Annotated in this window: 21 protein-coding genes and 1 pseudogene; 11 read left to right on the top strand and 11 right to left on the bottom strand. The window is 46.7% G+C overall.

From position 1 onward, the window contains the following. The first annotated feature begins 35 nt into the window (after positions 1–35). On the top strand, positions 36–2,492 hold the full coding sequence (hrpB, locus tag ACUJFL_RS04555) for an ATP-dependent helicase HrpB (RefSeq protein WP_445426245.1): 2,457 nt from the start codon (positions 36–38) through the stop codon (positions 2,490–2,492). Next, entirely contained in the window at positions 2,476–4,716 is a 2,241-nt protein-coding gene (gene mrcB, locus ACUJFL_RS04560; protein ID WP_445428610.1) for a penicillin-binding protein 1B, read from the top strand. The genes hrpB and mrcB overlap by 17 nt, the downstream gene beginning before the upstream one ends. 55 nt (positions 4,717–4,771) lie before the next feature. On the opposite strand, the gene hemL is transcribed toward mrcB, so the two are convergent. From hemL to ACUJFL_RS04580, 4 genes are all read right to left on the bottom strand, one after another. Next, positions 4,772–6,052 carry a glutamate-1-semialdehyde 2,1-aminomutase gene (gene hemL / locus ACUJFL_RS04565; RefSeq protein ID WP_445428611.1) on the bottom strand — a complete coding sequence of 427 codons (1,281 nt, stop codon included), beginning with the start codon at positions 6,050–6,052 and terminating at the stop codon, positions 4,772–4,774. Between the two features lie 17 nt (positions 6,053–6,069). Further along, complete coding sequence (locus ACUJFL_RS04570) at positions 6,070–7,074, bottom strand: aspartate carbamoyltransferase (protein ID WP_226749557.1); 1,005 nt, start codon at positions 7,072–7,074, stop codon at positions 6,070–6,072. Positions 7,075–7,158: 84 nt separating this feature from the next. After that, positions 7,159–7,590, bottom strand: coding sequence for a protoporphyrinogen oxidase HemJ (gene hemJ, locus ACUJFL_RS04575; RefSeq protein WP_445428612.1), 432 nt, complete (start codon positions 7,588–7,590; stop codon positions 7,159–7,161). Continuing rightward, positions 7,587–9,290, bottom strand: a complete 1,704-nt coding sequence (locus tag ACUJFL_RS04580) for a chloride channel protein (protein ID WP_445428613.1) — start codon at positions 9,288–9,290, stop codon at positions 7,587–7,589. Before ACUJFL_RS04580 ends, hemJ begins: the two co-directional genes overlap by 4 nt. 221 nt (positions 9,291–9,511) lie before the next feature. Between ACUJFL_RS04580 and erpA the strand changes: the two genes are divergently transcribed. Further along, complete coding sequence (gene erpA / locus ACUJFL_RS04585; RefSeq protein WP_226749559.1) at positions 9,512–9,853, top strand: iron-sulfur cluster insertion protein ErpA; 342 nt, start codon at positions 9,512–9,514, stop codon at positions 9,851–9,853. 93 nt (positions 9,854–9,946) lie between these two features. On the opposite strand, the gene ACUJFL_RS04590 is transcribed toward erpA, so the two are convergent. After that, entirely contained in the window at positions 9,947–10,168 is a 222-nt protein-coding gene (locus tag ACUJFL_RS04590; protein WP_445428614.1) for a hypothetical protein, read from the bottom strand. A gap of 200 nt (positions 10,169–10,368) precedes the next feature. Between ACUJFL_RS04590 and ACUJFL_RS04595 the strand changes: the two genes are divergently transcribed. Continuing rightward, on the top strand, positions 10,369–10,611 hold the full coding sequence (locus ACUJFL_RS04595; RefSeq protein ID WP_226749561.1) for a helix-turn-helix domain-containing protein: 243 nt from the start codon (positions 10,369–10,371) through the stop codon (positions 10,609–10,611). 81 nt (positions 10,612–10,692) lie between these two features. Here the strand turns inward: ACUJFL_RS04595 and ACUJFL_RS04600 are convergent, their stop codons facing one another. The 6 genes and pseudogenes from ACUJFL_RS04600 to ACUJFL_RS04625 form a co-directional block, all read right to left on the bottom strand. After that, entirely contained in the window at positions 10,693–12,060 is a 1,368-nt protein-coding gene (locus tag ACUJFL_RS04600) for an AmpG family muropeptide MFS transporter (RefSeq protein WP_445428615.1), read from the bottom strand. A gap of 183 nt (positions 12,061–12,243) precedes the next feature. Then, positions 12,244–12,483 (bottom strand): hypothetical protein, encoded by a 240-nt coding sequence (locus ACUJFL_RS04605; RefSeq protein ID WP_445426250.1) that lies wholly within the window; start codon positions 12,481–12,483, stop codon positions 12,244–12,246. A 43-nt stretch (positions 12,484–12,526) separates the two neighbouring features. After that, positions 12,527–13,107, bottom strand: a pseudogene (locus ACUJFL_RS04610) (peptidylprolyl isomerase). A gap of 10 nt (positions 13,108–13,117) precedes the next feature. Beyond that, positions 13,118–13,432, bottom strand: coding sequence for a YajG family lipoprotein (locus ACUJFL_RS04615; protein WP_445428616.1), 315 nt, complete (start codon positions 13,430–13,432; stop codon positions 13,118–13,120). 8 nt (positions 13,433–13,440) lie between these two features. Continuing rightward, positions 13,441–13,668: a hypothetical protein gene (locus ACUJFL_RS04620; protein WP_445426253.1), complete on the bottom strand. Its 228-nt coding sequence runs from the start codon at positions 13,666–13,668 to the stop codon at positions 13,441–13,443. Positions 13,669–13,670: 2 nt separating this feature from the next. Next, positions 13,671–14,831 (bottom strand): methyltransferase, encoded by a 1,161-nt coding sequence (locus ACUJFL_RS04625; protein WP_445426254.1) that lies wholly within the window; start codon positions 14,829–14,831, stop codon positions 13,671–13,673. Positions 14,832–15,075: 244 nt separating this feature from the next. Here ACUJFL_RS04625 and ACUJFL_RS04630 point away from each other — a divergent pair, with 244 nt between their 5' ends. The 7 genes from ACUJFL_RS04630 (at position 15,076) to nqrE (ending at position 21,527) form a co-directional block, all read left to right on the top strand. Continuing rightward, complete coding sequence (locus ACUJFL_RS04630) at positions 15,076–15,408, top strand: BolA family protein (RefSeq protein WP_226749567.1); 333 nt, start codon at positions 15,076–15,078, stop codon at positions 15,406–15,408. Between the two features lie 83 nt (positions 15,409–15,491). Further along, a complete protein-coding gene (gene fabV / locus ACUJFL_RS04635) occupies positions 15,492–16,685 on the top strand; it encodes an enoyl-ACP reductase FabV (protein ID WP_445428617.1) in 1,194 nt (397 codons plus the stop codon). 265 nt (positions 16,686–16,950) lie between these two features. After that, positions 16,951–18,288, top strand: a complete 1,338-nt coding sequence (locus tag ACUJFL_RS04640; RefSeq protein ID WP_445428618.1) for a Na(+)-translocating NADH-quinone reductase subunit A — start codon at positions 16,951–16,953, stop codon at positions 18,286–18,288. A 2-nt stretch (positions 18,289–18,290) separates the two neighbouring features. Then, positions 18,291–19,496, top strand: coding sequence for an NADH:ubiquinone reductase (Na(+)-transporting) subunit B (locus ACUJFL_RS04645; RefSeq protein ID WP_226749570.1), 1,206 nt, complete (start codon positions 18,291–18,293; stop codon positions 19,494–19,496). After that, on the top strand, positions 19,489–20,283 hold the full coding sequence (locus ACUJFL_RS04650; protein ID WP_226749571.1) for a Na(+)-translocating NADH-quinone reductase subunit C: 795 nt from the start codon (positions 19,489–19,491) through the stop codon (positions 20,281–20,283). Before ACUJFL_RS04645 ends, ACUJFL_RS04650 begins: the two co-directional genes overlap by 8 nt. Further along, complete coding sequence (locus ACUJFL_RS04655) at positions 20,276–20,908, top strand: NADH:ubiquinone reductase (Na(+)-transporting) subunit D (RefSeq protein WP_226749572.1); 633 nt, start codon at positions 20,276–20,278, stop codon at positions 20,906–20,908. Before ACUJFL_RS04650 ends, ACUJFL_RS04655 begins: the two co-directional genes overlap by 8 nt. A gap of 10 nt (positions 20,909–20,918) precedes the next feature. Then, positions 20,919–21,527 carry an NADH:ubiquinone reductase (Na(+)-transporting) subunit E gene (gene nqrE, locus ACUJFL_RS04660; protein WP_226749573.1) on the top strand — a complete coding sequence of 203 codons (609 nt, stop codon included), beginning with the start codon at positions 20,919–20,921 and terminating at the stop codon, positions 21,525–21,527. Positions 21,528–21,540: the final 13 nt, after the last annotated feature.

The following is a 21,540-nucleotide window of genomic DNA, read 5'->3' on the forward strand; positions in this document are numbered from 1 at the left end:
GCCGCATTTCTGCGACCCGTGCTGAGTAGCGGTTGGTGTTACCTGTAAACGAGATTATGCCAAGGCTCTGTCAGCTACTGCAGCATGAGCCTAAGGTTATTCTGTCGGCGCCACCGGGTGCCGGCAAATCGACTTTTTTACCGTTGTATTTGCTCAAGCACCCCGCTTTTGCAGGTAAGCGGCTGCTATTGCTTGAGCCACGGCGCTTAGCCGCGCGTACCATCGCCAGTTATCTCGCCGCCCAACTGAATGAGCCCGTTGGACAGACGGTGGGGTATCAAATTCGCCAAGACAGCCAATATTGCGCTGAAACTCGGCTGCTTATTGTCACCGAAGGTATTTTAACGCGGAAAATTCAGCAAGACCCTGAGCTGAGTAGTGTCGATATCCTGATTTTTGATGAGTTTCACGAACGCTCTTTGCATGCTGACTTTGGGTTAGCGCTGGCGCTTGAAGTACAACAACTGAACGAGCAGCTGCGTATCTTAGTGATGTCGGCGACCTTGGACACCAGTATGCTGGCCCGCTATTTACAGGCACCAGTATTGCAAAGCGAAGGGCGCAGTTATCCGGTAAATATCGTTTATCAACCGTTGAATAAAGAGCCCATCGCGCAGCAAAGTGCCCGCTTAGCTCTGCAGGGCTTTTGGCGTCATCAAAGTAGTGTTTTGGTCTTTTTACCCGGCCAAGCAGAAATTAATCAGGCTGCGCAGTGGTTAGCTCAGCAAGACTTAGCGGCAAATCTGCGCGTATTGCCACTGTTGGGCAGTATGAGTTTGGCGGCACAACAAGCCGCAATAGCCGCTCCGGCGACAGGGCATTATAAAATAGTATTGGCTACGAATTTAGCGGAAACCAGTTTAACCATTGAAGGCATTCATGTGGTGGTCGACAGTGGTGTCGCAAGACGTGCCAGTTATCATGCCCGCAGTGGCCTGACGCGCTTAGATACGGTTGCCATTAGCCAAGCAGCGGCAATACAACGAGCCGGTCGAGCTGGACGACTTGGCGAAGGTTGGTGTTATCGCTTAGACAGTGCTGAACAATGGCAGCGGCGAACGGCTTTTGAACCTGCAGAAATTGAGATCAGCGAGTTAACCAGCTTACGCTTAGAGATTGCCGTTTGGGGTTGCCAACCGGCAGACCTAAACTGGTTAACCTCGCCACAATCAGCAAACTTAGCGGCCGCAACAGCCCTGTTACAACAACTTGAAGTGCTAGATCAACGTGGGCAAATCACGGCCTATGGTCAAACACTTTATCAATTTGGCACCGATATACGCTTAGCCAGTATGTTACAGCACGCCAAAACGTTAGAGACCACTCAACCCGGTGCGCTGTGGCTAGCCGCTTTGCTGGCCGCCTTGCTAGAAGATAGCCGCGATTTGCAAGAGGATCTTTACCGCCAAGTGCAGCGCTTAGCAGAACGTCCTGCGCAAGAGCAGCGGCGTTATCAACAAGCCGAAGTATTTGCTAAGCGATTGGCCGCTAAAAAATATACCAGCTTGCCGCTTGGTTTGTTACCCGTTTTATTGTTACGAGCATTTCCAGATCGGTTAGCACAGCGCCGTGGCCAGGGTTATTTGTTAGCCAATGGCGTGGGCGCCAGTTTTCCCGCCAACCATCCGTTACAGCAGCAAGATTTAGTGGTGGCCGTGAGTATTACACAAACAGCGCAAAGCAACCGGATGCAACAAGCGGTAGCCATTGCGCTGCCTGATATTCTGGAGGATTGGCCCGCGCTAGCATGGCAGCCTCATACCGGCTGGGATGAAAAGCAAGCGGGCTTTTATAGTGAGTCGCAACGTCTGTTTGGTGAAATTGTGCTGCAGCGGCGGCCGCAACCCTTGCAGCTTACTGCCGCTGAAAAGCAACAAGCTTGGTTAGCTTACTTAGCGAAAAAAGGCATAGCGATATTACCCTTTAATGCGCGCTGTCAGCAGTTACAACAGCGTGTCGCCTTGTTAACGCAACACCAGTATGCTGGCTTGCCTGATCTCAGTCTGTCAGGGCTGACCACGAATATGACGAGCTGGTTAGGGCCTTATTTAGCGAATATCAATAAAGTTAATCAGCTAGCGCAATTACCCCTGTATGATCTTCTCTGGCAGCAACTTAGTTATAGCCAGCAGCAACAACTGAATCAATGCTTACCCGAGTTTTTTACCACGCCGGCACACAGCCGGGTGGCGATTGATTATTGCTTACCTGGCGGGCCGGGTTTTTCAGTAAGGGTTCAGGAAATGTATGGTCAACTAACCACGCCGCAAGTGCTCGATGGTAAATTGGCGTTAAGTGTGACCTTGCTATCGCCTGGCCGACAACCACTACAAATTACCCGTGACTTGGCCAGTTTTTGGCAGCAAGGCTGGCATGAAGTAAAAAAAGAAATGAAAGGCCGATATCCGAAACATTTTTGGCCGGACGATCCTGCGAAAGCCTTACCGACGACTAAAACCAAAAAAGCGATGCGCTATGACTCGAACTCGTAAAAAAGTGCCCACCTCCGCTCGGCCAGCTCGCTGGTGGCGATTGATTTGGATAACCTCTTTAAAGCTCGCTTTGGCAGGATTTCTAGGGCTGTTTTTGTATTTTATCTATCTCGATAGTAAGATCACCAGCACCTTTTCAGGGCAAAAATGGCAAGTGCCAGCACAAATTTATGGCCGCAGCTTAGAGCTGTTTCCTGGCAAATACCTGACACAGAAACAGTTGGTGCAAGAGCTGGAGCAGCTGCAATACCAACGCGTAAATGCAGTGTCTGGGCCAGGACAATTTCGCACCAGTGGCAACACCGTAGAGATTTTTCGCCGTAGTTTTACCTTTGTCGATGGCACTCAAGCCGCTTCACGTTTTAGTGTCGAGTTTAATCGCAGTGGCATCAGTGCATTGCTGCAACAAAAGTCATCATTAAGCATGGCACGCCTTGAGCCGCAATTAATCGAGCATTTGGTGTCACCCCACCAAGAAGATCGTGAATTAGTGCGCTTAGAGTGGGTGCCAAGCTTGCTGAAAGAAACGCTATTGCTGGTAGAAGATCGCGATTTTTATCAACATCGTGGCGTATCGCCGTTATCGGTATTACGTGCCTTGTGGGTCAATATTACGGCGGGGCGCACCGTGCAGGGCGGCTCGACGCTGACCCAGCAGTTAGCCAAGAATATGTATTTAACGCAGGATCGCACGCTGCTGCGCAAGGTTAACGAAGCGATGATTGCCTTGGTGCTCGATTATCGTTTTAGTAAGGATCAGATCCTTGAGGCTTACCTGAATGAGATTTACCTTGGGCAAAATCATGCCACGGCGGTGCACGGTTTTGGTTTAGGCAGCCGTTTTTATTTTGGTAAACCGCTCACTGAACTGAATGCCGATCAGTACGCCTTGTTAATCGGCATTGTTAAAGGCCCAGGTTACTACGATCCACGCCGGTTTCCAGAGCGTGCCAAGCAGCGGCGAGACTTAGTGCTGCGGCTGATGTTTGAGCAACATTTATTAGATCAACGTGCTTACGAGCAGGCGTTAACTCGGTCGGTAGAAGTGGTGGCAAGAGGGCAATACTTAAATGCCAACTTCCCGGCTTATATGGATGCCGTGAAACGTGAATTACGGCAATTAGCGCTGGACAGCAATCTGATGCACAGTGGCATTAAAGTGTTTACTTATTTGGATCCGATGGCGCAAACCCAAGCCGAGCGCACGGTGACTCAGCTGGTGCCGGCTATGGATAAAGAGCTAGAGGCGGCGATGCTGGTGGTGGATTATCAACGGGGCGCTGTTCAAGCCTTGGTAGGCGGTAAAACTGCGGGGTATGCGGGTTTTAACCGTGCACTGGAAGCACGGCGGCCTATTGGCAGTTTAATTAAACCGGCCATTTATTTAGAAGCGTTGGCACAACGGGGTCGCTACACCCTAGGTAGCATGCTCGACGACAGCCCGCTGAGCTTACGCAGTAATAATCAAGATTGGCAACCGCTGAACTTTGATAAGACATTTCGCGGTAATGTCTCTCTCATGCGCGCTTTGGCTGATTCATTAAATGTGCCAACGGTGCGGCTGGGCTTACAACTGGGTATGCCTAAATTGCAAGAAGCCCTGCGCCGTTTGGGCTTAGAGCGTAATATTACCTTGTACCCATCAGCGTTGTTAGGCTCGTTAGAACTTTCACCTTATGAAGTCAGTCAGCTTTATCAAACCATCGCCAATAATGGTGTACATCAAAGCTTGGCCACGGTACAGGCGGTCACCGATCAAAATGGTGCGGTAGTGTATCAACGTAATTTGACCCCGAGCGTGCGTTATCCTGCCGCAGATGTTTATTTATTGCATTATGCGATGATCGAATCAACCTTAACGGGCACCGCGCAATCTTTAGCGCGCACCTGGCCACAACCTACGTTTGCGGGTAAAACCGGCACCTCGAGTGATTATCGGGACAGTTGGTTTAGCGGTTTTGATCAAGATCGATTGGTGACCGTTTGGTTGGGGCGAGATGATAACAAATCGACCAATTTAACCGGGGGTAGCGGCGCTTTACGGGTGTTTACCGATTATTTTAAACAACAAGGCACCCATAATTTAATTCGGTATATGCCCGAACAAGTAGAATGGCAACGTTTTTCGACGCAAAGCGGTTTACCCGTCCCTGAGTATTGCCCGAATAGTTGGTTATTGCCGGCCCATCAAGACAGCGTATTAGCATTAAATCAGTGTGATTAACCGATAAAAAAAGGGTGCACCAGCCAGGCGCGCCCTTATTGGCGTTACCGCTTAATTACAGTGCGGCAAACGTTTTAGCCGCTGCGCTAATGGTTTCGGCTAAATCATCATCAGTATGTGCTAATGATAAAAAACCGGCTTCATAAGCCGAAGGCGCTAAGTAAATGCCTTGTTCTAACATGCCATGGAAAAACTGTTTAAACGCAGCAATATCACAACGAGTTGCTTGCTGATAATTACTGACGCGGCCTTCGTTGGTAAAAAACATACCAAACATGCCACCCACTTGGTTAAAGCTCATTGGCACGCCATGTTGCGCCGCCGCTTGAGCTAACCCGGTAATTAAACGGCTGGTTTTCTCGGTCAATTCTTCGTATACGCCAGGCTTGCTGATTTCTTGCATGGCGGCTAAGCCTGCCGCCATAGCAATCGGATTGCCTGATAAGGTACCCGCTTGATAAACGGGACCCAGTGGCGCGATGTGCTGCATAATGGCTTTCTTACCACCAAAAGCGCCAACCGGCATGCCACCACCAATGATTTTACCCAAGGTAGTCAGATCTGGCTTAACGCCATAATAGGCTTGAGCGCCGCCTAAGGCGACCCGAAAGCCGGTCATCACTTCATCAAAAATCAAGACGCTGCCGTAGTCATCACAAAGCTGCCGTAAGCCTTCTAAAAATCCTGGCTCTGGCGGAATACAGTTCATATTGCCGGCAACCGGTTCGACGATGATACAAGCAATTTCGCTACCTTGTGCTGCGAATAACTGTTGGATCTGCGCCAAATTGTTAAATTCACAGGTCAGAGTATATTTGGCAAAATCGGCTGGCACGCCAGGGGAGTTGGGAACACCTAAAGTCAGCGCCCCTGAACCTGCTTTAACCAGCAGCGAGTCTGCATGGCCATGGTAACAGCCTTCAAACTTTACAATGGTATCACGGCCCGTGTAGCCCCTAGCTAAACGGATCGCGCTCATGGTGGCTTCGGTGCCAGAGCTGACCATCCGCAGCATTTCCATGCTTGGGACCAGTTTTGCGACGGTTTCTGCCATGGTGACTTCGGCTGGGCAAGGAGCACCAAAACTTAAACCATGTGCCGCAGCATCAATGACCGCTTGGCGGATCACCGGGTTGTTGTGGCCTAATAGCATCGGGCCCCAAGAGCCGATGTAATCGATGTAGCGTTTGCCATCGACATCAAATAAATAGGCGCCATCAGCACGAGCAACGAAAAAAGGTTCGCCACCGACACTTTTAAAGGCACGTACCGGTGAGTTTACACCACCGGGGATCGTGTGTTGTGCGCGGCTGAAGAGTTCTGAAGAGATGGACATTATCGGATTCCTGTCAGTTATTTGTTGCTATACCAAGGCACAGCGCATTCATAATCTTGGATCACGTTTTCGACCCCCAGGGTTAACGCAAACAGCGCCATCCGGACTAAGATGCCATTATCGGCCTGGCGAAAAATAGCCAAGTTAGGATTGAGGTTAAGATCATTATCTAACTCATTGGCTTCTTGTCGTGAATCTCGGGGTAAAGGATGCATAATCACGGTGTTCGATTTACAGTGCCGCGTATAGATTTCTTGGTTTAAGCGAAACTTACCACGGTATAAATTGGCTTCGGCTTTCGACGGAAAACGTTCCTCTTGGATCCGTGTTTGATAGACGATATCGGCGTTCAAATTGCCTTCGAGTTTGTCGCTGATAGTCAAACGATGGCCGGCGTTCTCTAAGCTGCTCACCACCTCATCAGGCATGGCTAATTCTTGTGGCGAAATCAGGGTAATTTGTAAGTTTTTGTACAAACTAAGTAGTTTCGACAACGAGTGCACGGTACGGCCAAACTTTAAATCACCCACCATGGCAATATGCATACCGTCAATACTCTGGCCAGAGGCGGTTAGTTCACGTTCAATGGTAAACAGATCTAATAAGGCCTGAGTAGGGTGTTCGTTGGCGCCGTCGCCACCGTTTAATACCGGCACACGGCTACCTTCAGCAAACTCTGCCACAGAGCCGGCTTGCGGATGGCGCATCGCAATAACATCACTGTAACTGCTGATCACTCGTGCGGTATCGTATAACGACTCACCTTTAGACAAAGCTGACGATTCCATGCCCGTGGTTTCGCGTACTTCACCGCCTAGCAGGTTAAAAGCACAACCAAAGCTTACCCGAGTACGGGTGCTCGGTTCAAAAAACAAGTTACCCAAAATAGCGCCATCGAGTACCTTAGTCCGTTTTTTTCTGCTGGCGTAAGGGGACATCTTGCGGGCAATATCAAACACATATTGAATACTGTCGCGGTCAAACTGTTTAACCGACAGAATATGCTGACCTTTAAAGCTCATAGTGTGTGCTCACTTATTTCGGATAGCGAATGGAAGAGACCCAGAGGCCAAACTGGGATTATTATACGGAAAAGTTAGCGCTATTTATATCGGCTTTAATACCGCCAGCAGAATTATTACCAACAGGATCAGCACCGGTGCCTCATTAAAAATCCGATAAAAACGTGAGCTGCGTTTATTGCGGTTATGTTTAAAATCGGCCAATAGCTTAAAACAATAGCCGTGATAGAGGTACAGCAGGATAACTAACAGCAATTTATAATGTAGCCAGCGACTCGCGGCAAACCATGCGCTGCCATAGCTGCCAATTAATAACAGGCCGAAAACCAAGGTAAGTAAGGCAAAGGGAGTAACGAAAAACAGTAACCGCCGCTCCATCACTTTAAAAGTCTTATCGCAATCGGTGCTTTGCGTTTCAGCGTGATAAACAAATAAGCGCGGCAAATAGAAAATACCGGCAAACCAGGCGACCATAAAAAACAGGTGTAAAGCTTTGTAAACAAGGATCAGGGTCATAGTAAGTTATTCTGTTTAGTTAAAAGTGCCCGCAGTTGGTCCCAGCGGATAATACCGATCGGATGAGCTGGGTCGTCTTGATAAATGTAAACCAGCCCTTCGCGTTCGTCTTCTAAAATAGCAAATACCTCTGCCATGGTACTTTGATGCGATAAACCTTGAATAGGCGTGTATTGCACGGCACTTTCACCAGTGAGCGTTAGACTGATGTCGTATTGTGCAGTAAAAAATTGCAGGCTATCGCTGGTTTGGCGTTTAATGATTAATTGTGTGGGCGGTTGAAGCGTGTCGAGACTGGCTAAAACCGTCTGTTCATCGGGATTATCTAACACTTGATATTCTTGGCTGATGACGGCTAATACCCCCACTTTTTGCAGCACATCATCTGCGGGCGATAATTTATACGGCAACTGCATAAAGTCGAGTTGCATCAAGAAAATCGATTTATTATTAAAAAATTGCACCGTCGTGACATAGGCGGTAACGATAACCAACATGGCCGGCAAGATAATATGTTGGTTCGCGGCTAACTCTAACACGGCCACCAAGGCGGCTAAGGGGGCATGCAGCGTCGCCGCCATCATTCCCGCCATACCTAAAACCGCATAAGTACCGGCATTACTGCTGTTATCAACAATCAGCGCCGGTACGATGGCTAAAATGGTACCTAATACAACGCCGATACCAAAAACCGGGCCAATAATGCCACCAGGCACACCTAAGCCAATGGCAAAAAACGTTAATATCATTTTGCCGGCTAAAATCAATAACAGGAGATGGATGGCAGTAGGGCTATTAATAGCGAATTGGATAGCGCCCGTTTCTGCGCCCATGGCCTCAGGGATCAGATAACCCACTAACGCCGTAACCATGCCGGCCAAAGCAAGGCGCGATAATAAGGGCCATTTTTTAAATACCGATAATAAGCGCATCATGTTGCTATTAAAAAACCAAGCAACCGCACCAAAGATAACGCCACAAAGAATTAAATATGGAAAATGCCAAACACTAAGACTAATAATATCTAATGCCGCGAGTTCACGGTCGGTGCCAAAAACCAGTTGGGTGGCCATAGCACCCACCACCGAAGCCAGCATAATAGGGATAAACACATGGATGCGATATTCACGCAGTACCACTTCCATCACAAAAATCATCGCCGCCAATGGCGTATTAAACGAGGCTGAAATCCCGGCGGCAATGCCACACCCTGCCAAAATACGCACGCTGTTATAGGGTAGTTTTAAATAACGGCCAACGGTGCTCGCACCATAGGCGCCAAGATGCACTGATGGGCCTTCCCGACCCACCGAAAAGCCACTGGCGAGCGCGACCACCCCACCAAAGAACTGACTAAGCGTATTGCGAAAGGGCATAACCCCGTAAGCGGTTTTGATGCGGTGGATCACAAATGGGATGCCAAGGCGATAGTGTTTATAACCGGTAAACAGGGCGATTAAGCCAATACAAGCCGCTCCACCTAAGGGTAATAACCAGCGTATTTCAGCATCGATACTGGCAAAGTCATCAGTATGCTCTAGAAAAAAACCTTGAATACCGATAATAGCTAAACGAAAGCAGATAATTAATAACGCAGCAATTAACCCGCCGAGCATGCCGAGTAAGCACAACTGAAGCGAGGTTTGGGGGAGAGCCAGTCGCCGTTGTAAGGCGGGGAGGTGATCTTGCCAGCGCCGCATAGGATAATTCATGCTAAGTGGATTAAATTAAACGAAGTTTAACATAGTTGCGGCAAAAATGAGTACTGGCGTGCTGAGTAGCGCGGCGTGCTGTTGGTCAGCGCGTGTCGGTCGCGGCATTCGCACGTACTGAACTATTATCGCTCACTTGCGCCTAATACTTGAATAAATTAGTCAGGTATTAGATAATTGCCGCCGTTGTTATGCTGGTTGGAGCCACCATGTCTGAATTACAGATCCCTATAGAGTTTACCGATGCGGCTGCGCGTAAAGTCGCTACCCTAGTCAGTGAAGAAGAAAATCCGGACTTAAAGCTGCGGGTTTATATCACCGGCGGTGGTTGCTCAGGTTTTCAATATGGCTTTACCTTCGATGAAAAAGTGAATGAAGGCGACTTGTTAATTGAAAAGCAAGGCGTGGCCATGGTTGTTGACCCGATGAGTTTACAGTACTTGATGGGTGGGGTGGTTGACTACACCGAAGGCTTACAAGGCAGCCGTTTTATTGTGCAAAATCCGAACGCAACGACAACCTGTGGTTGTGGTTCTTCTTTTTCGGTATAACCCGCTCATACTTTACGCTGCTCTGGCGTAAGCTTCTCACTCTGAACAATGTAACGGTATCTGTTTTAACACAGATACCGTGTTTTAGGGTGCTTAACGATTGGTGATGAGAATTAACGCCCACAACACTAATGCGATAATAGCGTTAAATGCCCCGATATAGATAAAGCCCCGCAGGCCTTGTTTTAAGGGAATGCCGTAGTTGCGTAAGAACAAATACCAACCTAAACTCATTAATAATGGTAACAAGAAGACTAATCTAACCATTGTTTCCTCATGGCGCTTTGCGCTGCCGATATTCAAAAAGATACTCATTTACGCTCATATTTTTAAAACGTATTAATCTTGTTAACCGCCTGATTTTTTAACCTGAAAATCTGTACGCTTATCGCAACCTATGATATTAGTTACTAGTCACATCCGTGTCAGTCAAGCAAGACCACAACAACCCAATATTGCAAGGAGCGCATAAACTATAATAAATAAAAGCGTAACACGCTCGGAGAATAAAAAAAATGAAAGGTACGAAAAGTGTCATTTCTGATGAAAATAAACGGCTTTGTGTTTGGTTAAAACGACAACGACAAGAGAAAGGTCACACTATGCGCAGTTTGTCTGAGTTATTAGGCACACCGCATTCCTTTATTGGTAAGGTTGAAAATCAAGAACGTAGATTGGATGTCGTCGAGTTTGTGCGTTATTGCCAAGCGCTTGAGGTTGATCCTGCCGAAGGTTTACTGCAGTTAACTAACGGCTAGCCAGTACAATAACTTCAAAAGCCGCTCTTCGTGTTATGTTTGTGGGATAAACATGGCGTGATAAGCGGCTTTTTTAATGCTTTATTGTTGCGTTTGTTCACGTTGCTGTAGTCGTTTACCTACCCACAATAACAGCAATAAACCGGGGATCACCATTAACGAGGTGAAAACAAAAAACAACGCCCAATTCCCCCCCAGTAAATCTACCATTTCACCACTAAAAGAAGCTAAGGTGGTACGACCCAGATTACCCAAAGAGGCGAGCAGTGCGTATTGGGTAGCAGTAAAAGCGCGGCCGGTTAGCCAGGTTAAGAAAGATACAAAGGCGACGGTGGAAAAAGCAGCGGTAAAGTTATCGACTAAAATAGCGGCAATAAATAACTCGGGTTTTGGCCCGACTAAGGCGATCCAAGCAAACATCAAATTACTGGCAGCCATGGCGATGCCACCAATAAATAAGCCGCGCACAATACCAAAACGAATATTGATGGCACTACCGAGTAGGGTAAAGACAATGGTGGCAAACCAACCAACCAATTTAGAGTATTCGGCAATTTGCTCATTTGAAAAACCAATTTCTTTATAAAATGGCACTGACATGCGGCCTAAGAACGCTTCACCTACTTTAAATAAAAACACAAAACTGAGGATGGCCAACGATAACTGCCAACCGTTGCGGCGAAAGAAGTCCAAAAAGGGCTCTAGCACGGTTACGGTTAACCAAATCAGATAAGGGCGGGCAACTTGCTTGCCGACTGCCGCGCTATGACGAGCGGCCGCTTGCTGCTGCAATAGATCACGTTGATTCAGGGGTTCTTTACTGATTAAGGTAAAGAACATTAATAGCACTATTACTAACGCCATACCCAAATACACGGCAGGCCAACCATATTGATCGGCATTGGCAAAAGCCAAGTAGCCGGGTAAGGAATAACCGGTCCACCAACCAATTACTCCCATGGCCGCGGCTGGTGCGACTCGCACTTTATCATCACCGATCATTTCAATTCGATAGGCATCAATGGCCACATCCTGAGTGGCTGATGACAGCGCAATGGCCATTGCAAGCAGCGAAGTCAGCAACAGACTTTGGCTCGGTTCGGTAAAAGCAATGGCGATAGTGGCGCATAACATAATGCTTTGCATTAGTAGGATCCAACTACGGCGCATACCAAGCCAAGAATAAAGCAGGGGTAGTTTGACGCGGTCAAGTAAAGGCGCCCATAAAAAATTTAAGGCATAGACAATAAACACTGAGCCAAAATAACCAATGGCCGTGCGAGACAGGCCCGCATCACTTAGCCATCCACTCATATTTGAGCCAATTAATACCCAAGGAAAACCAGAGGCACAACCCATAAAAAAGATGAAAAGCAGGCGGATATCTTGATAGCTTTGCAGCGTTTGCCGCCAGCTTTGCGCTGCGCCTTGTTGTTTACCGAGTGTCATCTGGCCCATCCTGAATTATCTGAAGGCAAACCTTAACAGACACGCAGCTCACAGCAAAGAGCATGAATTTGAAAAGTAACGGTTTTTAATGCAGATTTTCGGTTTAGGGCCTTAAGCCCACACAATTGAGCGGTCTTTGAGCTTTACCGACGATAAAGCCTAGGCAAAGTTGTAAGTTGCGCTTCAATCTTTTGTTATGCAATAGCTGCTGTTCAGGCCAAAATTCCAGCTGATGCAGCAAATACCAAAATACACGTTCTTGCGGGTGAGGGGGGTAGTAGGGCGCTGTTGCAAAGCCGCCCATTCTTCTAAGGTATCCCAGATAAACAAATGTAATTCATGATGTGGCAATTGGCCGCGCAAAAAACGCGAGGCATAAAACACCAATTGCCGAGATTTTTCATCAGTAAAATGAGTGGCCATACTTCAGTTCCGCCAAAAAGCCTTTACCGAAGTATAGTCAAAATTACTCTTGTGGGAGCAGAATGACCATTTTTAGTATCACCGGCTCTACCGGAACATCGCTCCAGCCGGTTTGCTGATTGATTTCAGTCTCAACATTTTGGATTTTCTCGAGTACTTCCATACCGGAAACCACTTGCCCAAATACGGCATAGCCCCAACGACTGCCCGGATCTAAACTGCTGTTATCTTCCAGATTGAAATAGAATTGACTAACCGCACTATGCGGATCGTTTAAGCGTGCCATCGCGATGGAGCCGAGTTGATTTTTTAGGCCATTGCCTGACTCGTTAAAGACCGGCTTTAGCGTGTCAATCTCTTTGTAATCGGGGGTATAGCCCCCCCTTGCAATACAAAACCCGGCACAAGCCGATGGAATATCGTATTGTTGTAAGCGTTTTTTTTAACATAGCTTAAAAAATTATTGACGCTCAGTGGCGCGCGGCTGCGATCTAATTCCACCACGATATCGCCATGTGAGGTCATAAATTTTACTTTAGGAAACAAGTTATCAGGTTGCATAAATTGCCCCGCGTGCGCCGAAACGCCGCACAGCAGTAATATGATAAACATAAGTTGTTTCATAAATGCTCCTTTAGTTCAGCTCAGATTTCCAGGTAGGATCTTGCAGTAATTGGTTTAACACTTGCTCAGTTAGAATACGTAGTTCACGTTCTACCGCAGCTAAATCGACTTTAAAAGGAGCGGTATAGCTGCTATCACCGGCATAGGATTTAGTAAAGCTACCATCATCACGTTGGATAAAGATGGTTAGCGCAACTTGATTGGTCACTAGGTGATCAAGCGGCCGTTGTTGAACGTTCGCTTGTAATTGGTTAATTTGAATTTTTAATTGCGTGCTTTGCTGGCCAAGTAAGTTTGCGCCTTGCTCGGTTAAGGCAGCCGCCACGGTTTTTTCTAACTGAAAACGAACATCATTGGAGGTTCGATAGTTATTTTCATTCCCCCCTGCTGAATGGTTAAACTGTGCGTTCTTGGACGCAAATCGACCACTGCAAAACTAAATTGACGCCCGCTGAGTTCAGTTGTTTGTGGCCAAAAAATTTGTGGTGCCACGATAAACGACGGTACCTTGGTGGCACAACCGGCAACGAGTAGCAGCAATACCAGCGATAAATAACGCATAATTAACTCCTTTTGATGGACTCTAAAATAACAAATTTTGGGTTAGCCGCTAATTGCTGGCAATGTCCAAATAACTTTTCTAACTGCAGCTTATAAGGCAAGTGGCGATTGGCAACAATACGCAGTCGTCCGCCGGTTTTTAAGACACGTTTCGCATCACGAAACATTTGGCTTGCCACATGGGTCGTGACGGCATTTTGCTGATGAAAAGGCGGATTACAAATAATCCAGTCTGCACTGTGCTCTGCTTGTTGCGTTAGGCAGTCATCGGCAACAAATTGACAATCGCCAAGTCGTTCAGGCAGGTTTTCGCTAATGGTGGCTTGTGCCGAGGCGATCGCCAAATAGGATTCATCGGTTAAAATCAGTTTGCAATCCGGTTGTTGCGCTAACAACTGTAAACTCAATACGCCATTGCCACAGCCCAAATCAATGACACGACTGCCAGGTGCCACTTTGGGTAAATGCGCTAAAAACAAACGGGCGCCAATATCGAGTTTTTCTCGCGCGAACACATTGGCATAGTTAACCATGGTAAAGTGGCTATTATCAAGTGGCCAACGCATGGCGGCAGGGGCGTCGCGCTGAGTGGCATCCGCCTGCCATTGGCTTTGAATATACCGACATTTTTTTTCAGTCAGTGACGCCTGGGTGGGCCCAATATAATGGCTAAAAAGTGCCAGTACTTGCTTGGTAATATCTTTTGCTTTGGCCGCCACCACCAGTTGCGTTTCTTGGGTCATCACTTGGCTTAGTGCGGTGAGGATATGGGCTAAATAACTGTGGTTTTGTGGCACTTTTAATAGCACCAGATCAGGGGCGTATGGTAAGGCATCAAGGCTGGATAATTCTGTGATGTTCGTATTATCCAAGTGATTTTGGGTACGGTTATAACGACACGCCAGCTGTGCAAGCACAGAATCTTGCATTAATACCTGCGAACCGGCACCCAGCCCACAGGATAAAGCACCAAAGGCATCATTAATGATCAACACTTTAGGCGGCTTGGCTAAACGCTGCGTTAAATCAGAAAGTAAAGGTAGAGCTTGAGTGAGAATCAGTTCGTCTGCGGCATCCCAGGCTTGGAGACTATGATTCGGCTGCGCTAAAGGCCAACGATGTAAGGTAAGACTGATAGAACCAAGCGTAAACTGCGTATTCATAACCACTTCATCTCAATAGTAAGGCTGGCATTTTGACACGCCCAGCAGGTAGCGACAACAGCAATCCCTCTGGCGTAGCTCGAATTATCGCTAGTGCAGTATTACGTTAGCATAAAAAAATTTATTTTAGCTTTATGCTTATTGGTTTAGCGATGATTTAACGCTTCGCACTTACCTTGAGCAGGACAAACGTCACGGCCTTAGCTAAAATGCATTAAAGGACACCCAAAGGAGCAGAACGGCAATGCTAATACATACTGCAATAGAGCAAAAATTATTGGATGCTTTTAATCCCGTATTTCTTGATGTGGTTAACGAAAGTGCCAATCATAATGTGCCCGCAGGTTCAGAGTCTCATTTTAAAGTTGTCATCGTCACGCCTGCTTTTAACGGCATGCGCCTGTTACAGCGGCATCGTGCGGTTAATGCCATCGTCGCGGAAGAGCTGGCAGAGAAAATTCACGCTTTAGCGTTACATACTTATACCCCTTCAGAATGGTATGAATACTACGCAGAAAAACCTCCAGCTTCGCCTAAATGTTTCGGTGGTAGCAAAGCAGATAAAGCCTCGTCATGATCAATATTAGCTGATCCGACCTGTTTTTTGCGTTAAAGTTTTACACTAGCGCTACTTTACTCAAGACAACAGCAGGACTCTTTATGGTTATTCAACCTAAAATTCGTGGTTTTATCTGTACTAATGCACACCCAGTTGGCTGTGCAGAACATGTAAATGAACAAATTGCTTATGTAAAAGCGCAAGGGGCCGTGACAAATGGCCCGAAAAACGTGCTAGTGATTGGTGCTTCAACGGGCTATGGTTTAGCCTCAAGAATTACCGCCGCTTTCGGTTCGGGTGCCAATACCCTGGGTATCTTTTTCGAAAAAGCCCCGAGTGACAATAAAACCGGTTCTGCGGGTTGGTATAATACCGCCGCTTTTGAAGCTGCAGCGAATGCCGCGGGTGTTTGGAACAAACATTTAAACGGTGATGCTTTTACCGATGAATTAAAAGCGCAAGCAATTGAAACCATTCGTAGTGAAATGGGCAAAATTGATCTGGTTGTCTACAGTTTAGCAGCCCCTCGGCGTAAAGATCCTGTTACGGGTGAAGTGTTTAGCTCGGTATTAAAACCGATTGGCCAATCTTACACCGCAAAAAACCTCAATACCTCTAAACGAGAGATTGAAGAGGTGTCAGTAGAGCCAGCAAACGATGAAGAGATCTTTAACACCGTTAAAGTGATGGGTGGCGAAGATTGGGAACGTTGGTTAAGCCAATTAGATGCGGCCGGTGTGTTAGCCGATAATTGTCAGACCGTGGCTTATACCTATATTGGTAAAGAATTAACGTGGCCTATCTACGGCAAGGCGACTATTGGTAAAGCCAAAGAAGATCTTGACCGGGCCGCTGCGGCCATTACGGCGAGCTTAGCCAGCAAAAAAGGCAAAGCCTATGTGGCGTCGTTAAAAGCTTTAGTCACGCAAGCCAGCTCCGCCATTCCGATCATGCCGTTGTATATTTCCTTGCTGTACCGCGTGATGAAAGAAGAAGGCACCCATGAAGGTTGTATTGAGCAAATTAATGGCTTGTTCCGTCAGGGTTTATATAGCGCTACACCGACACTTGATGAAGCCGGTCGTTTACGCATGGATGGAAAAGAATTAAGCGATCATGTACAGCAAACCGTAAAAGACTTATGGCAACAAGTGACCACCGAAAACATTGATACCCTGACTGACTATGTGGGGTACCACAATGAATTTTTACGGCTGTTTGGTTTCGGTTACCAGCACGTTGATTATACCGCTGATGTTGAAGCCTTAGTGCTGTTAAAAAATCTTATCAATTAGTCGTATTGACTCAGCTGAATAAACCGTCGCAAGGCGGTTTTTATACGTTTGATACAGCAACTTTGCTGTACAATACAACATGGATAATTTTTGGTATTACCATGGATACAAGCTGGTATTAATGCTAGAATCCGTCACTTTAATACGTGTATCTGGTTAAGTTTTGCGCAGTTGTAATTTGCTAAATTGTTCAACCAGGTGTGCTGCCGCTCAGCAGCTGAAAAACTAGGCCCTGTTTCTTCCCAAAATAGTAGTGCAAGTACGTATGATAAAACTCAAAAAAGGCTTGGACATTCCCCTTGCAGGCAGTCCTAAACAAGAGATCAGTGCGGGCAATGCCATCACAACTGTCGCCGTTTTAGGTGAAGAGTATGTTGGTATGCGTCCGACCATGGCGGTCGAAGTGGGCGATACAGTAAAAAAAGGTCAGGTGCTTTTCGAAGACAAGAAAAACCCTGGCGTTAAGTTTACTGCCCCAATCGCGGGTACGGTTAAAGAAATCAATCGTGGCGCTAAACGAGTTTTGCAATCTGTTGTGATTGCAGCTAGCGGCGATGCGGCTGAACAATTTACCTCTTACTCTGTCGAGCAATTGGCCAGTTTGTCAGTAGAGCAGGTTAAACAAAACTTGATCGACTCAGGATTGTGGGTAGCGCTGCGTACGCGGCCGTTTTCCCGTTCTCCTGCCATTGATAGCACGCCACGTGCCATCTTTGTTAATGCGATGGATACCAATCCATTAGCAGCTGATCCTGCTGTGGTCATTAATGCTGATGCCGACGCGTTTACTCATGGTTTAACGGTGGTTTCACGTTTAACTGAAGGTAAAACCTACCTGAGTAAAAAAGCCGGTGTGGCTATTCCTAGCGTCTCTCAGGTCACTGTAGCCGAATTTGATGGTCCACACCCTGCTGGGTTAGTGGGCACGCATATTCATTTACTCGATGCAGCCAGTGCGAAAAAAGTCGTTTGGCACCTTGGGTATCAAGACGTTATTGCCATTGGTAAATTATTCACAACGGGGCAATTACACAGTGAGCGGGTGATTTCATTGGCCGGTCCTGTAGTGAAAAATCCACGTTTGGTGAAAACCTTGTTGGGCGCTTCAACCGCTGAACTGACTGCCGGTGAACTTAACGAAGGTCAAAACCGTATCATTTCAGGCTCAGTACTGGCAGGTACTACCGCACAAGGCGTTCATGGTTATATTGGTCGCTTCCACAATCAGGTTTCGGTATTAGCCGAAGGCTTTGAAAAGTTATTGTTTGGCTGGATTGTACCTGGCGCTGAAAAACACTCAGTTACCCGTGCTTACCTTGGCCACCTTAACCCTAAAAAATTGTTCAATCTGACCACAACCACGAATGGCTCATCACGTGCCATGGTACCTATTGGTAACTACGAGCGGGTAATGCCGTTAGATATCCTGCCAACATTATTGTTGCGCGATTTGGTTTCTGGCGACACTGACGGGGCACAAACATTAGGTTGTTTAGAATTAGACGAAGAAGATTTAGCTTTGTGTACTTACGTATGCCCAGGTAAATATGACTACGGCACTATTCTACGCAATTGCTTGACTACCATCCAGAAGGAAGGCTAATCATGAGCTTAAAGCATTTTTTAGAGCGCATTGAACCGCAATTTGAAAAAGGCGGAAAACACGAAAAGTGGTACGCACTGTATGAAGCAGTGGCGACCGTACTTTATACGCCAGGTTTAGTGACTAAAAACGGTACTCATGTCCGTGACAGTATTGACCTGAAGCGTATTATGATTTTCGTTTGGCTGGCATTATTTCCAGCGTTATTCTTCGGTATGTACAACATTGGCCATCAGGCCAGTTTGGCATTAGCACAAGGCTTTAGTACACCTGACACTTGGCAGGTTGCCATTTACTCTGCCTTAGGCGGAGAGTTAACGGCCACCTCAGGCTGGGGCGCTAAGATGTTCTATGGCGCTGTCTGGTTCTTACCTATTTATGCTGTTACCTTCGTGGTTGGTGGTTTTTGGGAAGTCTTATTCGCCTCAGTGCGTAAACATGAAGTCAACGAAGGTTTCTTTGTTAGCTCAATCCTGTTTGCTTTAATCCTGCCTGCAACCATTCCTTTATGGCAAGTGGCGCTTGGTATTACCTTCGGTATCGTAGTGGCAAAAGAAGTGTTTGGTGGTACTGGCCGTAACTTCTTAAACCCTGCTTTAGCCGGTCGTGCGTTCTTGTTCTTCGCTTACCCAGCGCAAATCTCTGGTGATGCGGTATGGACTGTAGCCGACGGATACTCAGGTGCGACTTGGTTAAGCAAAGCGTCTTCTGGTGAACTAGATTACGCGGCAAATACCCAGCTGTGGTGGGATGCGTTCTTGGGTTTTATCCCTGGTTCAGTCGGTGAAACCTCAGTACTGGCGTTATTAGTTGGTGGTTTAGCGTTAATTTACTTCCGTATTGCTTCTTGGCGTATCGTGCTGGGTGTCATGGTCGGTATGGTATTAACCAGCTATTTGTTTAATGCTATTGGTTCAAACAGCAACCCGCTATTTGCGATGCCATGGCATTGGCATTTAGTGTTAGGTGGTTTTGCCATCGGTATGTTCTTCATGGCCACAGACCCAGTATCTGCCTCGTTTACTAACCAAGGTAAATGGGCTTACGGTATTTTGATTGGGTTTATGGTGGTGATGATCCGAGTGGTTAACCCGGCTTATCCAGAAGGGATGATGTTGGCAATCTTGTTTGCTAACTTGTTTGCACCTTTATTCGATTTCTTCGTGGCTCAGAGCAACATCAAGCGGAGGCTGGCACGTAATGTCTAGTAATAATGACAGCATCAGCAAGACGCTGATTGTAGTAGTTTCTTTATGTTTAGTTTGTGCCATCGTGGTGGCAACTGCCGCTGTGCAGTTGCGTCCAACGCAGCAAGCCAACAAAAAGTTAGACTCGCAAATTAACATCCTGCGCAGTGTAGGTTTAATCGAAGGTTCAGCACCTGCAGCTAAGGTTGCCGAGCTGTTTAGCAAGCACGTTGAAACGCGTCTGGTTAATTTAAAGACCGGTGAGATTGACGCAAGTTGCGATACCGCTTGTGCTGAGGCTTATGACTACCGTAAAAACCTTAAGGAAGGTGAAGCACTGGCGCAAAGCGAAGATGTGGCTTCTATCCGTCGTATTTCAGAGCAAGCACCTATTTGGTTAACTTACGATGACAATCGTAATTTAAAAGCCGTGGTGTTACCGGTGCATGGTTATGGCTTATGGTCAACGATGCATGCTTTCTTAGCAGTCGAAACCGATGGCAATACGATTATCGGCTTAAACTACTATGAACAAGGTGAAACCCCCGGTTTAGGTGGCGAAATAGAAAACCCACGTTGGAAAGCACAGTTCACGGGTAAGAAATTAACCAACGATGCTGGCCAGCTGGCGTTAACTATTTTGAAACCAGGTAATGCCGACCCTCAGTCTGATTATCAGGTTGATGGTTTGTCAGGTGCCACGCTGACGGCAAATGGTGTGCAAAATACCTTCACTTTCTGGATTGGTGAGAACGGCTTCGGTCCATTCTTAACTAAAGTGCGTCAAGGAGCCTTAACCAATGGCTAATGCTAAAGAAATTAAAACCGTCCTGTTTGGTCCGGTTTTTGCCAATAACCCTATCGCTTTACAAGTACTCGGTATTTGTTCTGCGCTAGCGGTAACAACTCAGATGACCACCGCATTAGTAATGTGTTTGGCATTGACCTTTGTAACGGCCTTTTCGAATTTCTTTATTTCGAGTATCCGTAACCACATTCCATCAAGCGTACGTATCATCGTGCAGATGACCATTATCGCTTCATTGGTAATCGTTGTTGACCAGTTCTTGAAAGCTTATGCTTATGATTTATCTAAGCAACTTTCAGTATTCGTTGGTTTGATTATCACTAACTGTATCGTTATGGGCCGCGCTGAAGCCTATGCCATGAAAAGTACTCCAGGCATGAGTTTCTTAGATGGTATTGGTAACGGCTTAGGTTATAGCGTGGTGTTATTAGTTGTCGCCTTTATCCGTGAGTTAGGCGGTTCAGGTTCAGTATTTGGCGTACAAATCATGCCTCTGATCAGTGAAGGTGGTTGGTATCAGCCAATGGGTATCCTACTGATGCCACCAAGCGCCTTCATCATTATTGCAGCCTTTATCTGGGTATTACGTGCGTACCGCCCAGAGCAAATTGAGAAGAAGGTTTAAGGAGCGATTGATGGAACATTACATTAGCTTGTTCGTACGTGCCGTATTTATTGAAAACCTGGCATTAGCATTCTTCTTAGGGATGTGTACCTTTCTTGCTGTATCACAAAAAATCAAAACTGCTTTTGGTTTAGGTGTTGCGGTTATCGTTGTACTGGGTATTTCGGTACCTGTGAACAACTTGGTTTTCCACCTTTTATTAGCGCCAGGTGCGTTAGCATGGGCGGGATTTCCGGATGCCGATCTGAGTTTCTTAGGGTTCTTAACCTACATCGGCGTTATCGCTGCCCTGGTGCAAATTCTAGAAATGATCTTAGACAAGTATTTCCCTGCGTTATACAACGCATTAGGTATTTTCTTACCTTTAATTACCGTTAACTGCGCTATTTTTGGTGCGGTAGCCTTTATGGTTGAACGTGATTATACCTTCGGTGAGAGCGTCGTGTTCGGTTTAGGAAGTGGTGTAGGTTGGGCTTTAGCGATAACGGTATTAGCCGCAGTTCGTGAGAAGCTGAAATACGCTGATATCCCAGACGGTTTACGCGGTTTAGGTTCTACCTTCTTGGTAGTAGGTTTAATGGGATTAGGCTTTATGTCTTTCTCTGGCGTTCAACTATAAGCAGTAGAGGAAT

The sequence above is a fragment of the Alishewanella sp. HL-SH05 genome, assembly GCF_052655985.1.

What these genes read in the sequence shown, in the direction of transcription:
- hemL (WP_445428611.1), bottom strand. Translation starts at nt 6,052, where the DNA reads ATGTCCATCTCTTCAGAACTCTTCAGCCGCGCACAACACACGATCCCC.
- mrcB (WP_445428610.1), top strand. Translation starts at nt 2,476, where the DNA reads ATGACTCGAACTCGTAAAAAAGTGCCCACCTCCGCTCGGCCAGCTCGC.
- ACUJFL_RS04620 (WP_445426253.1), bottom strand. Translation starts at nt 13,668, where the DNA reads ATGCGTTATTTATCGCTGGTATTGCTGCTACTCGTTGCCGGTTGTGCC.
- nqrE (WP_226749573.1), top strand. Translation starts at nt 20,919, where the DNA reads ATGGAACATTACATTAGCTTGTTCGTACGTGCCGTATTTATTGAAAAC.
- ACUJFL_RS04640 (WP_445428618.1), top strand. Translation starts at nt 16,951, where the DNA reads ATGATAAAACTCAAAAAAGGCTTGGACATTCCCCTTGCAGGCAGTCCT.
- ACUJFL_RS04600 (WP_445428615.1), bottom strand. Translation starts at nt 12,060, where the DNA reads ATGACACTCGGTAAACAACAAGGCGCAGCGCAAAGCTGGCGGCAAACG.
- ACUJFL_RS04580 (WP_445428613.1), bottom strand. Translation starts at nt 9,290, where the DNA reads ATGCGGCGCTGGCAAGATCACCTCCCCGCCTTACAACGGCGACTGGCT.
- fabV (WP_445428617.1), top strand. Translation starts at nt 15,492, where the DNA reads ATGGTTATTCAACCTAAAATTCGTGGTTTTATCTGTACTAATGCACAC.
- ACUJFL_RS04570 (WP_226749557.1), bottom strand. Translation starts at nt 7,074, where the DNA reads ATGAGCTTTAAAGGTCAGCATATTCTGTCGGTTAAACAGTTTGACCGC.
- ACUJFL_RS04595 (WP_226749561.1), top strand. Translation starts at nt 10,369, where the DNA reads ATGAAAGGTACGAAAAGTGTCATTTCTGATGAAAATAAACGGCTTTGT.
- ACUJFL_RS04590 (WP_445428614.1), bottom strand. Translation starts at nt 10,168, where the DNA reads ATGAGTATCTTTTTGAATATCGGCAGCGCAAAGCGCCATGAGGAAACA.
- ACUJFL_RS04655 (WP_226749572.1), top strand. Translation starts at nt 20,276, where the DNA reads ATGGCTAATGCTAAAGAAATTAAAACCGTCCTGTTTGGTCCGGTTTTT.
- ACUJFL_RS04605 (WP_445426250.1), bottom strand. Translation starts at nt 12,483, where the DNA reads ATGGCCACTCATTTTACTGATGAAAAATCTCGGCAATTGGTGTTTTAT.
- erpA (WP_226749559.1), top strand. Translation starts at nt 9,512, where the DNA reads ATGTCTGAATTACAGATCCCTATAGAGTTTACCGATGCGGCTGCGCGT.
- ACUJFL_RS04630 (WP_226749567.1), top strand. Translation starts at nt 15,076, where the DNA reads ATGCTAATACATACTGCAATAGAGCAAAAATTATTGGATGCTTTTAAT.
- ACUJFL_RS04650 (WP_226749571.1), top strand. Translation starts at nt 19,489, where the DNA reads ATGTCTAGTAATAATGACAGCATCAGCAAGACGCTGATTGTAGTAGTT.
- hemJ (WP_445428612.1), bottom strand. Translation starts at nt 7,590, where the DNA reads ATGACCCTGATCCTTGTTTACAAAGCTTTACACCTGTTTTTTATGGTC.
- ACUJFL_RS04645 (WP_226749570.1), top strand. Translation starts at nt 18,291, where the DNA reads ATGAGCTTAAAGCATTTTTTAGAGCGCATTGAACCGCAATTTGAAAAA.
- ACUJFL_RS04625 (WP_445426254.1), bottom strand. Translation starts at nt 14,831, where the DNA reads ATGAATACGCAGTTTACGCTTGGTTCTATCAGTCTTACCTTACATCGT.